Origin of the sequence: Janthinobacterium sp. NKUCC08_JDC (genome assembly GCF_019345575.1) — a bacterium.
In the GTDB taxonomy this organism is placed as follows: Bacteria; Pseudomonadota; Gammaproteobacteria; order Burkholderiales; family Burkholderiaceae_D; genus Janthinobacterium; species Janthinobacterium aestuarii.
This window is the reverse complement of sequence record NZ_JAHKQW010000014.1, coordinates 71565-85298: the sequence shown is the minus strand read 5'-3', so window position 1 is coordinate 85298 and position 13734 is coordinate 71565. Positions and strand designations below refer to the sequence as shown.

Genomic DNA, 13734 nt, shown 5'->3' with positions numbered 1-13734 from the left:
GCAAGGCGCAAAAAACCTTTTCATCGAAACGCGGCTGTGCGATAGTCTCGGCTTCAAGCAAATAGCCCGGGCATCGATCCGGGCTGTTTATTTTAAAAGATTAAGGATTGATTTATGGCAAAAGATGCAATGCCGAGCGCCGTGAAGCCGTATATTCCGGCCGATGCGAAACTGCCCGAGATGACCTTCCGCGCGCTGTTCATGGGCGTCATCCTGGGGATGGTCTTTGGCGCCTCCTCGCTCTACCTGGTGCTGAAAGTGGGCCTGACCGTCAGCGCCTCGATCCCCGTCGCCGTGATCGCCATCACCCTGTTTGGCCTGGCCAAGAAGGTGGGCGGCAAGGATTCGTCGATCCTGGAAAACAGCATCACGCAAACGGCCGGTTCGGCCGGCGAATCGCTGGCCTTCGGCCTGGGCGTGACCATGCCCGCCATTCTGATCCTCGGCTTCGACCTGGAAATCTCGCGGGTCATGCTGGTTGGCGTCCTTGGCGGCCTGCTGGGCATTTTGATGATGATCCCGATGCGCCGCACGATGATCGTCGACCAGCACAAGGAACTCAAATTCCCCGAAGGCACGGCGTGCGCCGAAGTGCTCAAGGCGGCCGCCACGGAAGAATCGCGCATCGCCGCCGGCGAAAGCATCGAGAAGGATTCGGCCGCCGCGCTGGACGCGAAGCGCCGCGCCAAGATCATCTTCGGCGGTTTTGCCGTCGGCTTGCTGTACAAGGTGTTCAATATTTCGTTCAAGGGCTGGAAGGATACGCCGGGCGTGGAATTTGCCGCGCCGCTCAAGGGCGGCTCCATCGGCGCCGAGATTTCCCCTGAATTGCTGGGCGTGGGCTACATCATCGGCCCGCGCATCGCCGCCACGATGGCGGCCGGCGGCGTGCTGTCCTACCTGCTCTTGATCCCGATGATCAAGTTCTTCGGCGACAGCCTGACCACCGTGCTCTCGCCTGGCACCAAGTTGATCAGCGAAATGGGCGCGGACGACGTGCGCAGCGCCTATGTGCTGTACATCGGTGCGGGCGCCGTGGCCGCCGGCGGCCTGATTTCGCTGGTGCGCGCCATGCCCATGATCTGGCGCAGCCTGTCGGCCGGCCTGAAAGGCATCGGCAAGGGCGTCAAGAGCAATTCCACCTTGCGCACGGACCAGGATATCCCCCTGAAATGGGTCGTCATCGGCTGCCTGTCCATCATCGCCGTGATCACCTTCGCCACGCCGCTGCACATGAATTTCCTCGGCGCGCTGCTGATCCTCGTCTTCGGCTTCCTGTTCGCCACCGTCTCGTCGCGCCTGACGGGCGAAATCGGCTCGTCGTCGAACCCGATCTCCGGCATGGCCGTGGCCACCTTGCTGTTTACCTGCCTGATCTTCCTGATCATGGGCTGGACGGGCGGGCGTTACTATGTGACGGCCCTGTCGGTGGGCGCCATCGTCTGCATCGCCGCCAGCAATGCGGGCACCACGTCGCAAGACTTGAAAACCGGCTACCTGGTGGGCGCCACGCCGCGCCTGCAGCAGTACGCGATCCTGGCGGGCGCGCTGTCGTCCGCGCTGATCCTCGGTCCGATTCTGCTGAAACTGAACGAAGCGAGCACCGTCTACGTGCCGGCCGCGCAAGTGGCGCCCGGCCTGACGGTCGACGCGTCTAAGCTGACGGTGACGGGCGAGCTGCACGGCCCGCAAGCCGATACCGACCACAATACGTATAAAGTCTGGCAAAAGACGGACACCGTGGGTGGCCCGGCCGGCAAGTATTTCGTCAAGGAAGATGGCCAGCTGGCTTACCTGGTCGATCCGGGCATTAACGGCCATTACAGCAAGCGTCCGGACGGTTCGGAAGTGAAGAAATACGATGCGCCGAAGGCCGTGCTGATGTCCTACATCATCAAGGGCATCCTCGACCAGCAACTGCCCTGGACCCTGGTGCTGTTCGGCGTGATGATCGCCGTGGTGCTGGAAATGGCCGGTATCCCGTCGCTGGCGTTTTCCGTGGGCGTGTATCTGCCGCTGTCATCGACCTTGCCGATCTTCGTCGGCGGCCTGGTGCGCTGGCTGGCGGACCGCCGCAACAACAAGCTGGAACACAATGCGAAACTGAACGAGGAAGAGCGCCAGTTGGCGGGCGACCGCAGCTCGGGCGTTCTGCTGGCCTCCGGCTACATCGCCGGCGGCGCGCTGGCCGGCATCATCATCGCCATCACGGCCGGCGTGCTCACGCACTTCGACCAGATGATGGCCGACTGGGCCGAGCACGGCAACCCGTTCTACGCGGGCCAGCACTCGGACGCGCTGTCGCTGCTGCCGTATGCCGTCATCATCGTGCTGCTGTATATCGTGGCGCGCGAGAAAAAGGCGGACCGCCCGCAGGCTTGATGTTGTAGCCAACCCAATGAGAACCGCCCGGTGTCATGACGATCCGGGCGGTTTTTTTTTGCCCGTCGCCGGCCGGCTTAGGTATTTTTGTTATAAAAATGGAATCAAATATCGACAAGTAGTGTATTGTTGTTGCTGTTTAAAATACAACAATCTGGAGTTCTCCTCATGTCCCCACTGCGACGCGGTTTTATCTCTTTTGCCTTGCTGGCAGCCAGTCCGGCCCTGCATGCCACGCCTTTTCCCGTCGAGGCCATGTTTGAGGCGGAAAGTACGGCGCCTGGCGCGCCATGGGTGCTGGCAAGCCAGGGCGGCAACGTGGTTTCCGGCGGCGGATATCTGAGTACGCCGGCTGACCTGGCGCGTGCCGAGTCTCCAGGCGCGGCGACGCAATTGTCGTACAGCGTGGCCGTGCCCCGCGATGGCAACTATACGATCTGGCTGCGCGTGCTGGCGCCGGCGGCGAACGCCGCGTCCTTGTACCTGGCGGTCGACAATGGCGCCTATGCCAGTGCATCCGTGCCGTTCACCACCGGCCAGCCACCGAAGTGGACCTGGCTGCCCGTCACCCGCTGGCTCGCGGCGGGCGAGCGCGAACTGAAACTCCAGTACCGCGAGGGCGGCCTGGGGATCGATTGCTTGCTGGTCACGGCGCTGGCCGATTTTGTCCCGCAAGGCTATGGCGTGTATCCGCTGCCCACCGTGCTGCCGCCCGCCGGCGAGCATCCGCGCGTGTTTGCCCGGGTGGGGGACCTGGCCGCGATACGTAGCCGTTTCGAGTCCGGCGCGCAGGAAATGGTGCAGCATCGCGCTGTCCTGAACGGGTTTGTCGCGGCACCGGCGGTGGTGGCGTTGCCCGTGTTCGTGCCTGGCGGCCCGGCCAGGAGCAATCACCAGGTCGATGCCGTGAGCGCGATCAAGGCGAAGGCGCTGTACTCTCTGCTGTACGAACGCGGCGGTTCGGCGGCGCAGGCGCAGCGGGGCCGGGAAGCCGTGCAGATGCTGCTCGACTACCTGGCGGCCGTGCAGTTTGCGCCTGGTTACAATCACCCGAACGAGAAAGGCGATATCATCCTGGCCAGCGCCATGGTGTATGACTGGTGCTTCCATCTGATGAGTGCGCAGCAGCGCGCGTATGTCGTCACGCGTTTTACGCAGCTGGCGGCCACGATGGAAATCGGCTTTCCGCCATCGCGGCAAGGCCCCGTCGTCGGCCATGGCAGCGACAACCAGCTGCTGCGCGACCAGCTGTCGGCCGCCATCGCCTTTTATGACGAGGCGCCGCTGGTCTACAACATCGTTGCCGGGCGCTTCTTTGCCGACTATATCGCGCCGCGTAACTATGCCTACGCGGCGCAAGCGTATCACCAGGGTGCGTCGTATGGCACGGTGCGTTTCCTGGCGGATATGTACGCCGCATGGATATTCCGGCGCATGGGCGCCGCGCCCGTGTTCGATCCCGTACAGCAGATGACGCCATATCACTGGCTGTACACGCGCCGCCCCGACGGACAATGGATGCGTGATGGCGACGTCTATCACTCCTCCTACACCAACAGCAGGGAGTATTGGAGCGAACCGCTGGCCTTCATGCTGCCCGCCACCTACTACAACAATCCCACCTTGAAGCATGAGTATTTGAAGCAGTCGCTGCAGCCGTCGACCAGCTTTATCCACCCGAAGGACAGCATCTGGCCTATCCTGCTGGGCAATACGGCCATGGGCAGCACGCCGAGCCCGGTGGCATTGCCCTTGACCAAATATTTTCCGGATCCCGCCGGCCTGATGATCGCCCGCACGGGGTGGACCGATGGCATACATGTGGAGTCAGGCAATGTCGTGGCGACGATGAAGCTCGGCGGCGACTGGTTCGGCAACCACGAGCATTATGACGCCGGGCATTTTCAGATTTACTACAAGGGCGGCCTGGCCATCGATTCCGGTATTTATAGCGGCAGGGATGTGGCCGATCCCAGCATCCCCCTGGAATACGGCAGTGCGCACGACATGAATTATCACAAGCGCAGCATCGCGCACAACACCATGCTGGTGCATGACCCGGACGAGAATTTCGACGGCTATGCCAATGATGGCGGGCAGCGCTTTCCGGGCGACGAGCCGTCATCCGTGGCGGAACTGGCCAATGGCTACAAGGTGGCCACTGTCCTGCGCCAGCAGCAGGTCGGCGGCGCGGCCGGGGCGCCCGACTTCAGCTACATCAAGGGCGACCTGACTGCCGCGTACAGCAGCAAGGTGCGCCAGTTCCAGCGCTCATTCGTGTTCTTGAATCTCAAGAATACGGATCACCCGGCGGCCCTGATCGTGTTCGACAAAGTCAGCGCCAGCGACGCGGGGTTCAAGAAGACCTGGCTGCTGCACAGCCAGTTTGAGCCGCAAATCAGCGGCGACACGGTGCTTATCCAGCGCACGGACTGGGATTACAACAGCACCTTGCAGTACAACGGCAAGCTGATCAACCGCACCTTGCTGCCGGCGAATGCGTTGCTGGCCAAGGTCGGCGGCAGCGGCAATGAATTCAGCGTCGGCGGCACGAACTATCCTATCCAGCCTGAAGCCGATTATTCGACCGAGGAAGCGGGCGCGTGGCGGCTGGAAGTGTCGCCGCCGAGCGGGAACGAAACGGATGTGTTCCTGAACGTGATGCAGGTGATGGATGCCAGCAGCACGCTGCCTGCGCTGCCGACGACGGCCATCGATTCGGCCCTGCTGGCTGGCGTGAAAATCCAGGACCGCGTGGTGCTGTTTTCCAAAAGCGGCTTGCCGCTGGGCGGGACTGTCACCGTCGAGTTGCCGGCGCACAGCGCATCCATGCAGGTGCTGGTGGCGGATTTGCAGGCGGGAAGCTGGACGGTGAGCAAGCGTGGCACGGATGGCCTCATCGAAGATGAGGTGAGTGACGGCGGCGGCACCCTGTATTTTGTCGCGAATGGGGGCGGTGTGTACGACCTGCAGCGCAAGTAGTCGCTGGCGTGTCACTGCCTCACCGGCCGTGCCGCCAGCTGCGCCGCTGTGGCGTAGATCGTCACGTCGTCGGACGCGAGCCGGCCCAGGTGCGCATAAAACGCCTGCGCCGGTATCAGCCACGACGCCGCGTCGCCCACTTGCCCGTTGACGCGCAGGCCGGCCGCGTCGAATTCCCGGTGAAAGTAGTCGCGCAGGTCGGCGCGGCCGGGATGGTCGATGCGGCGCTGGGCGACTGCCTGGTCGAAAGGGCGCACGGGCACGTCCCAGCGCCGGCCGTCATGGTCCAGACAAGGCAGCAGCTTGGTATCGTCTTCCCATACGCGCACGGGAAAGGCGTCGCCCATGGCGTCTTCCAGCGCGTGATAGAACGTCACCGGTCCCATGGAAATGCCGAGACCCAGCACCTTCGCCTGATCGCAGCCGATGAAACGCTGCCACGGCGAGTCCATGCCGAAGATCGAGGGCGCGTGGTGGTGCGCCTCGGTAAGGTGAACGGCATGGCGGCCCCACGCGGACACGGAGTGAGTAGGGTGGATGCTGCGCCGGACGCCGGTACTGGCGAGGAAGGCTTCAGGCAGGCGCCCCATGTGCGTGCCATGGCGGCGCGGGTCGAATACGTAGTCGGGCATGGCGCAGGTGGCGCGCACCGTGCCGCCCGGCAGATAGTAGGTGGGCAGCAGCAGGGTGCCTTGTGGCCCGACGGCGTCCTGCAGGGCGTTTATCACGGCCAGCGCGCCGCCTTCCACGTAGCCGAGGCTTTTCAGCGATGAATGGATGAACAGCGTATCTCCTTGCGCGATGCCCAGCCGCGCCAGATCTGCGGCCAATCCGGCGCGCGTCACATGGGGCGCATTTTGGCGCACATGCCTCGCGCGGGCGGCGCGGTGCCACGTTTCCAGCGCGGCCCTGGCGGCGCGTTTGGTCTGTTCAAGCATCTCCGATTTCCATTTCCAGCAGGTTGGCATCGATGCAGAACTTGGCGGCCCAGTTCAGGTAGGCCCAGGTGCCGTAGTCGCCATCGACGGGAAACGAGCCCTTGACGCCGCCGCGCACGTGCGCGGGACCGTCGATGCTGATGGAGCGCCGCACGAAGCGGTTCAGGCGGCGCCCCGCGTCGAGGTAGCGCCGCTCGCCCGTGAGCTGGTACAGCAGGAACAGACAATGGGCGTTTTGTGCGGAACCCGTGAGGCAGGCGTAGCCGGCCCCCGGCTGGAAGTCCGGACCGAGGCGGCCCGCCAGGTAGCCGTCGTCCCTCACGGCCTTGGCGACGCTCGTGCCGGTGCGCGCGGCGGCGTCCAGCAGGCTGGCGCGCGCCGAAAAGCGGTGCGCTTCGAGCAGGCCGCGCAAGGCGTAGCCGATGGTATGGGTCAGCGGCAGCAGCGGGTTGTCCAGGCAGTTCGAGGCGAACCAGCCGTTGGGGCGCTGCTTGGTCAGCGCCCAGTCGACCTGGCGCAGGCCGGCCGCGCCATAACCGTGGCCCGGTGCGACGCGGTCCGCTTCAAACAGGCCCCACGCCACGTGCGTTTCGTAGGCCTTGTCGCCGGCGCTGGCGAAGGGCGTCGGATGCCTGCGCCAGCAGCCGTCGCCATCCTGGCTGTCGCGCAGCCACCTTGCCGCGCGGTGCATGGCGTCCTGGTAGGCTTCGCCGTACGCTGCCACGCCGGCGGCCAGGCCCAGCAAAATCTGCCCCGTGTTGAAGGTGACGGGCACGCGCGGGGTGGAGTCGATCTTGCCCCCCTGGAAGCCGCCTTCGGGGAACTGGATGGCCACGCACCAATCGAGCATGCGGCGCGCCCGCCAATGCAACCCCTCGTCGCCCGTGCGCTGCGCCAGGGCGATGACCGTGGGGATGATGTAGCCGGTGGTCTCCGGGTAGGAACTCGACCAGCCTGTCAGCAGGCTGTAGTCGCGCGCGACGCCGCCGTCCTTTGAGCTGGAATGGTCCTGCGCCGCGCACAGCCAGGCCGTGCAAGCCTTGACGACGGCTTGCGGCCCGGGGTCAAGGGCTGGCAGGCCGCGCCGGTCCGACAGCCGCTCCATGCGCGCGGCCGCCGGCAGGCTTGCCTGCGGCGCCAGTGTGTTCCGGATTTTCGTGAGCAAGGTGCGCATGGCAGTGATGGCGTAGTGGTGGGCTCCGGCTACTGTAGCGCCGGCAGCCGGCACGGCTATTGACTTGCCGCAAGGATCAGCCGCCGCATCGCCGCGACCGGAATTGACGCATAATGGATGTCTCACCACCGTTGACGAGGCCCGCCATGAACAATGTCACGCTTGAGTACTCGGTCGTCACCAATCCCGATTCCTTTGTCGGCTTCAAGTATTACGTCAAGGCGGGGCAGGCATTCGATGCCGATGATTTCGCCTATTCCTACAAGCTGAAACGCTCCGACCTGGACCCCGACAGCGTGCTGGCCACGCGCGAGGCGGCGGCGAATCTGCGGCCGGGCGAGTGGCTGACCGTATCGCATTCGATTGCGGCATAACCGGCAGCGCATTGTTTCTCCGGCTAGATGCCGAACACTTTCAAGATCGCGTCCGTGAAACCCTCGAACCAGCTGCCCACCTTGCCCGGATGCTTGCCGTGGCGCGGGGTTTCCTCGTACAGGTAGACGCCGTTGCCGCCGTCGAAGCGGTCGTTGAGCAGCGCCTGCTGGCCGCGCAGATAGGGGATGAAGGTTTCGCTGCGCAGGGTCGAGTACAGCACGTCGGTGCTGAAACCCAGGGTGGCGGACTGGCTGATCGAGCGTCCCTGGCCGGCCCGCTCCAGGCGCACGCCACGGCAGCCGCGCACGATCAGGGTGACGGGGCCGCGAAAGACGATGAAGCGCAGCTGCAGGGTGAGCCAGGCGTGCAGGCTGCCCAGGCGCCAGTGGCTGCTGATCGCCAAAGGCTGGCCCGCATCGGCAATCAATCCGACCAGGCCCCGTGGCTGGAACACGAGGGCGCTGCCGGCTGGCAGGTGGACGATCGCCACTTCCAGCAGCGGGTCGTCGCTGGCGGATATCGTCACGGATGCCGGCTCGCCGCTTTCCAGCCGGGTCAGCGCCACCATGCCGGCGGCCAGGCTGGTGAACGGGAAGCGCCAGTCCAGCAGCCATTGCGTGCGCTTGGTGCTGCTGACGGGCGACGATTGCAGGTATTCGGGATGGATCAGCATCCGCTGGCCAGGCTGCAGCAGCAATGCCTGCGAGACGGCGGAAATGCGCGATTCGCCCTGCGGCGGCAGGGGCAGGGAGGTGCCATTGATCTGCAGCTCGCGCGCGATCGACAGCGGCGGCAAACGGGCAGCAATGGGCGCCAGCACGAAGTAAAAGAAGGCCTTGATCGCCACGGGCAGCAAGATGGCCGACAGCACCAGCAGGGCGGCCGTGGGCGCCACGTCCATGACGGGCGCGCGCCAGCGGGCTATCCAGTTGCGCGCCAGCTGCGCTTCGCCGGCCGTGATGGCTTTTTGCACGGGCGCCAGCGCGCCGGTCAAGGCTTGCGTGTCGATGGCGAATGGGGCGGGGCGGGAAGAGTGGGTGGCGCTGGTGCGCGCGCGCTGCGTTGTCCAGGCCTGGTAGGCTTGCAAGTTGATCTCGCGCAAGCGCTGGCCTTGCGCTTCAAGCTGCGACAGCTGCGCATAGGCGTCGCTGCCGGGCAGGCGCGCCGCCAGCGGGTGCCGCGCTTCCAGTTCCCGGCGCTGGCGCAGATTGGCTTGCAGCGCGGCATACGCGCGCACATGTTCCGCGTGCAGGCGCGTCAGGGTCTGCCGCGCATCTTCGCCGTTGACCGCCGCTTGCAGGGCCGTCAGATAGCGGGCTTCCTGCGCCAGTACTTCGATCTCCACGCGCCGCGTGGCTTCTTCCTGCGCGTGCAGGGCCAGGGTGTGCGTGTCAGGCAGGGGAAGCGTAAACAGCGACGGTTGCTGCCGCGCGCGCAAGGTGGTCAGTTGCGCCTGCACTTGCGCCAGGCGGGTGGCGATGGCCGCTTGCGAGGCCTTTTGCAAGGCGTTGACACGCGCCGTGGCGGCAGCGGCCAGGCCGGCGGTGTGGCTATCGGCGCCATCGGCGGCCAGCCTCAGTGCGGCCACGGCCTCGCTGCCGGCGCTGTAGGCGCGCCATTCGGCCAGCAGCAGGCGTCCGGCCAGCAGGATGACGATGAACAGCGCGAACTGCAGCGCGTGGCGCAGCAGGAAGCGCAGGATGGCCGTCAGCAGCTGGCGCAAGGAGATACCGTCTTAGGCGGCCGCGCTATCGGCGTCGGCACAGCATTTTTTGTACTTCTTGCCGCTGCCGCAGTGGCACGGGTCGTTGCGGCCCGTCTTCGGCAGTTCGCGCAGCACGGTGGCGCCGGGCTGGCTTTGTTTCAGGTGGCGCTGGCGCGCCCAGGCCGCGTTGATGGCGATGACGGCGGGAATCACGCCATCCATGGCTGTTTCGGCTGCATCGTCATCGAGTTCGCTGGCCGTGGCCAGGTGCTGGAATGGCGCCAGGTACTCAGGGTGGCTGACGGCCAGGGCCGCCCACTGGGGCTTGTCCAGGCTCGTGCCAAGTACAAAGCCGGCGCACCAGGCGGGCACGCTCCATTCGGGGCCGCAGACGTAGATGGGCTCGAAGCTGTCCGGGTCCTTCGCCAGCCATTCGACCATGTAGGCGTGGTGGCGCTGCGCCAGGCTGGCCGCCCGTTCTCTGGCCTCGTCCTGCGCCGGCAAGGCGTTGCCGGCCGCCTTGTCCCACACCCATGGCAGCCACTGTTCCGGCGCGATCTGTTTCGGGCTCAGGGCGACGGCCGTGAGAAAACCTTCCAGCATCGACACGTCCATGGCGCGGTTTTCCAGCGCCGGCGCGGCCAGCAGGGTGTCGAGTTCGGCGTATTCGTCGTCGGAGAGGGGCGTGGTGGTGGAGATGCTGGACATAATATTCTTTGGTGATGTGAGTGGAGTGGCCGGCGGCCCTGGCCGTATTGTACCGCCCGGCCGGGCAAAAAACGGCTCTGGAATGAAAAACGGCGGCCCGCAGGCCGCCGTTGTCAGCTAAGGCAGAAGCTTACTTCACGCCGTGCATCAGTTTGTTGATCAGCGGTGCGATCAGGAACAGCACGACACCGGCGCCCAGCAGGGACCAGAAGCCGAAGGTGTAGCCGGACAGGGCCGACTGCACCGACATGCCGCTGGTGCCGCTGACGTGGCTGGCGAAGATGCCCGACAGGTTGTTGCCGATACCGGTCGACAGGAACCAGCCGCCCATGCCCAGGCCGACCAGGCGCACTGGCGCCAGCTTGGTGACCATCGACAGGCCGATAGGCGACAGGCACAGCTCGCCGATCGATTGCAGCACGTACACGGTGGTCAGGGTCCAGAACGGGATCTTGTTATCGGCGCCAACCAGGCTCGACAGAGCGAAGATCAGCAGGCCGAAGGCCAGCGCATTGCCCAGCAAGCCCAGGCCGAATTTGCGCGGAATCGAAGGATTGACGTTGTGGCGCGCCAGGAAAACCCAGATGGCGGCGATGATCGGCGCGAAGACGATGATGGCGACCGAATTGACGGTCTGGAAGTAGGCGGTCGGGAAGATCCAGAAGCCCAGGTCGCGGTTGACGATCTTGTCGGCCAGGAAGGTAAACGAGCTGCCTGCCTGTTCGAAGAACATCCAGAACAGGATGTTGAAGACAAAGATCAGCAGCATGGCGATGACGCGGTCACGCGCAACTTTACCGTTGCGTATGCCTTCGATCATCAGCATCACGGCCAGGCCGACGAACAGCACGGTCAGGACGATTTGCAGCTTTTCAGCGCCGACGGTCAGCAGGAAGTACATCAGCGGGATCACGCACAGGGAACCGACGGCCACCCAGACGACGCGCATCGGGTTGCCGGAACCGGCTTCCGGAGCGCCGATGCCTTTCAGGGCGCGGCGGCCGATGGCGAACCATACCAGGCTGATCAGCATGCCGAAACCGGACGCCATGAAGACCATCTTGTACGATGGCATGGCGCTGGTGCCGAAGATCGACTCGGCCAGCCACTGGGTGAAGACGGGCGCGACCATGGCGCCCATGTTGATACCCATGTAGAAGATCGTGAAGCCGCTGTCGCGGCGCGGATCGGCTGTCGTGTACAGCTTGCCGACCATGGTCGAGATGTTCGGCTTGAACATGCCGTTGCCGACGATCATGGTGGCCAGGCCCAGGTTGAAGATGTCCTGGTTCGGTACCGAGATGCAGAACAGGCCGGCAGCCATGAAGACGGCGCCCAGCAGGATCGAGCGCTGGTAACCGATGACACGGTCGGCGATGTAGCCGCCGAACAGGGCGCCGGCGTACACCAGCGCGAGGAAGGAACCGTAGGTAAGGTTGGCCGCTGCCTGTCCCGAACCGTCGCCAGCGTGGAACTGAGCCACGATGTACAGGACCAGCGCCCAGCGAACTCCGTAGAACGCGAAGCGTTCCCAGAATTCAGTCATGAACAACATCCACAATGGGCTTGGATGGCCCATAATCTGCTTGAACTCGGGAATAACGGCTTCCTTGTTGGGCGTAGTCGCACCGCTCATGCGGTTCCTCCTGAAAAATTATTATAGTCAATCGATACAACAAACTTATGGAAGTCTGCGGGCGGCGGGGACTCTCATGAAGAACCTCACGCACGGGAATTCCAATAGGCTGGCATTCTAATCTACAAATTGCGCTGAGCGAAGGTTTCGATTCGCATTAGCAAGAATGACTGTTTCATATTAGTCAAACCGGTTTGCAGGCAAGGGCGGGCCCGGCGATTTTGCGGCGGCACAGCACAACTTGCCTGACTTGTCGTATATTAAGGCTGCAAGACCTTCGAGCATCGATTTTTAAAGGGATTTTTCGCATTATGGAACACGACGTTATCGATACTCTGGTTTCACCGGAAGGCCGCCTGGACGTGCTCTCCAAGACTGAAGTCAACAAACTGCTCGACACCAGCCAGGGCGGCCTGTACAACACCTTCCGCCGCTGCGCGCTGGCGGTCTTGAATTGCGGCAGCACCATCGACGATGGCCGCGCCCTGCTGGAGCGCTACCAGTCGTTTGAAATCTCGATCATCCAGCGCGAGCGCGGCATCAAGCTCGACATCAAGGGCGCGCCGGCCATCGCCTTTGTCGACGGCAAGATGATCAAGGGCATCCACGAGCACCTGTTTGCCGTGTTGCGCGACATTATCTTCGTCAGCGATGAAGTGACGGGCAACCCGAAATTCGACTTGCAGAGCACGGAAGGCGTGACGGACGCCGTCTTCCATATCCTGCGCAACGCCAACGTGCTGCAAACCCAGCTCAACCCGAACCTGGTCGTGTGCTGGGGCGGCCACTCGATCAACCGCGCCGAATACAATTATTCGAAGGAAGTGGGTTACCAGCTGGGCTTGCGCGGCCTCGACATCTGTACCGGCTGCGGCCCCGGCGCCATGAAGGGCCCCATGAAGGGAGCCACCATCGGCCACGCCAAGCAACGCCTGCACAATGGCCGCTACCTGGGCATCACCGAGCCGGGCATCATCGCGGCCGAGTCGCCGAATCCCATCGTCAATGACCTCGTCATCATGCCGGACATCGAAAAGCGCCTGGAAGCGTTCGTGCGCGCCGGCCACGGCATCGTGGTGTTCCCCGGCGGCGCGGGCACGGCCGAAGAGATTCTGTATATCCTCGGCATCCTGCTGCATCCGGATAATGCCGAGATTCCTTTCCCGTTGATCTTCACGGGCCCGGAAACGTCGCGCGAATACTTCGTGCAAATCAACCAGTTCATCCACGACACCCTGGGCCCGGAAGCGCAGCAGCGCTACAAGATCATCATCGACGACCCGGAACTGGTGGCGCGTGAAATGCTCGAAGGCATCCGTCAGGTGCGCGAATTCCGCAAGGCGCACAGCGACGCGTATTACTTCAATTGGCTGTTGAAGATCGACCACGAATTCCAGAAACCGTTCCAGCCCACGCATGAAAACATGCGCAACCTGAGCCTGCACAAGAACCAGCCCACGCATTTGCTGGCGGCCCAGTTGCGCCGCGCGTTTTCCGGCGTGGTGGCGGGCAACGTCAAGGATGACGGCATCCGTTCGATCGAAAAGTACGGCAACTTCGAGATCCACGGCGACAAATCCATCGCCGGCCCCATGGATGCGCTGCTCGCGTCGTTCGTGGCGCAGCACCGCATGAAACTGGCGGGTACGGCATACGTGCCGTGCTACACCGTGGTCCAGTAAACAGTCTTGAAACCACCGCGCCGCCCGCTCCCTGCGTTTGCCGGGGGCGTGCGGCGCCTTTATTATATTGATGCCCCCATCTTGTTCCTTCGCCGCCACAGGCAATCAAATCGCTTGCGTCATCGATTCGTGGGTGCTATCTTTGGAACCGG

9 protein-coding genes are annotated in these 13734 nt (G+C 63.8%); 4 read left to right on the top strand and 5 right to left on the bottom strand.

The features are described 5' to 3' along the window. Positions 1 to 114 precede the first annotated feature (114 nt). Both KO538_RS24470 and hepB read left to right on the top strand, forming a co-directional pair. Complete coding sequence (locus KO538_RS24470; protein WP_257620555.1) at positions 115 to 2382, top strand: OPT family oligopeptide transporter; 2268 nt, start codon at positions 115 to 117, stop codon at positions 2380 to 2382. A gap of 168 nt (positions 2383 to 2550) precedes the next feature. Continuing rightward, complete coding sequence (gene hepB / locus KO538_RS24465) at positions 2551 to 5364, top strand: heparin/heparin-sulfate lyase HepB (protein ID WP_219329926.1); 2814 nt, start codon at positions 2551 to 2553, stop codon at positions 5362 to 5364. Positions 5365 to 5375: 11 nt separating this feature from the next. Here hepB and KO538_RS24460 read toward each other — a convergent pair whose 3' ends face one another. Together KO538_RS24460 and KO538_RS24455 are read right to left on the bottom strand one after the other, a co-directional pair. After that, positions 5376 to 6302 carry an AAC(3) family N-acetyltransferase gene (locus KO538_RS24460; protein WP_219329925.1) on the bottom strand — a complete coding sequence of 309 codons (927 nt, stop codon included), beginning with the start codon at positions 6300 to 6302 and terminating at the stop codon, positions 5376 to 5378. After that, complete coding sequence (locus tag KO538_RS24455; RefSeq protein ID WP_219329924.1) at positions 6295 to 7476, bottom strand: prenyltransferase/squalene oxidase repeat-containing protein; 1182 nt, start codon at positions 7474 to 7476, stop codon at positions 6295 to 6297. The genes KO538_RS24460 and KO538_RS24455 overlap by 8 nt, the downstream gene beginning before the upstream one ends. A 146-nt stretch (positions 7477 to 7622) precedes the next feature. Between KO538_RS24455 and KO538_RS24450 the strand changes: the two genes are divergently transcribed. Further along, positions 7623 to 7850: a hypothetical protein gene (locus KO538_RS24450; RefSeq protein WP_219329923.1), complete on the top strand. Its 228-nt coding sequence runs from the start codon at positions 7623 to 7625 to the stop codon at positions 7848 to 7850. A 23-nt stretch (positions 7851 to 7873) separates the two neighbouring features. On the opposite strand, the gene KO538_RS24445 is transcribed toward KO538_RS24450, so the two are convergent. From KO538_RS24445 to KO538_RS24435, 3 genes are all read right to left on the bottom strand, one after another. Continuing rightward, the gene (locus tag KO538_RS24445) at positions 7874 to 9574 is read right to left on the bottom strand and encodes a hypothetical protein (RefSeq protein ID WP_219329922.1); all 1701 of its coding nucleotides are present in this window, start codon (positions 9572 to 9574) and stop codon (positions 7874 to 7876) included. A gap of 12 nt (positions 9575 to 9586) precedes the next feature. Continuing rightward, a complete protein-coding gene (locus tag KO538_RS24440) occupies positions 9587 to 10264 on the bottom strand; it encodes a UPF0149 family protein (protein ID WP_219329921.1) in 678 nt (225 codons plus the stop codon). Positions 10265 to 10394: 130 nt separating this feature from the next. Continuing rightward, positions 10395 to 11900: a peptide MFS transporter gene (locus tag KO538_RS24435; RefSeq protein ID WP_034755379.1), complete on the bottom strand. Its 1506-nt coding sequence runs from the start codon at positions 11898 to 11900 to the stop codon at positions 10395 to 10397. A 311-nt stretch (positions 11901 to 12211) separates the two neighbouring features. On the opposite strand from KO538_RS24435, the gene ppnN reads away from it, so the two are divergent. Next, positions 12212 to 13582 carry a nucleotide 5'-monophosphate nucleosidase PpnN gene (ppnN, locus tag KO538_RS24430; protein WP_046683005.1) on the top strand — a complete coding sequence of 457 codons (1371 nt, stop codon included), beginning with the start codon at positions 12212 to 12214 and terminating at the stop codon, positions 13580 to 13582. Positions 13583 to 13734: the final 152 nt, after the last annotated feature.

What these genes read in the sequence shown, in the direction of transcription:
- KO538_RS24470 (WP_257620555.1), top strand. Translation starts at nt 115, where the DNA reads ATGGCAAAAGATGCAATGCCGAGCGCCGTGAAGCCGTATATTCCGGCC.
- hepB (WP_219329926.1), top strand. Translation starts at nt 2,551, where the DNA reads ATGTCCCCACTGCGACGCGGTTTTATCTCTTTTGCCTTGCTGGCAGCC.
- KO538_RS24460 (WP_219329925.1), bottom strand. Translation starts at nt 6,302, where the DNA reads ATGCTTGAACAGACCAAACGCGCCGCCAGGGCCGCGCTGGAAACGTGG.
- KO538_RS24455 (WP_219329924.1), bottom strand. Translation starts at nt 7,476, where the DNA reads ATGCGCACCTTGCTCACGAAAATCCGGAACACACTGGCGCCGCAGGCA.
- KO538_RS24450 (WP_219329923.1), top strand. Translation starts at nt 7,623, where the DNA reads ATGAACAATGTCACGCTTGAGTACTCGGTCGTCACCAATCCCGATTCC.
- KO538_RS24440 (WP_219329921.1), bottom strand. Translation starts at nt 10,264, where the DNA reads ATGTCCAGCATCTCCACCACCACGCCCCTCTCCGACGACGAATACGCC.
- KO538_RS24435 (WP_034755379.1), bottom strand. Translation starts at nt 11,900, where the DNA reads ATGAGCGGTGCGACTACGCCCAACAAGGAAGCCGTTATTCCCGAGTTC.
- ppnN (WP_046683005.1), top strand. Translation starts at nt 12,212, where the DNA reads ATGGAACACGACGTTATCGATACTCTGGTTTCACCGGAAGGCCGCCTG.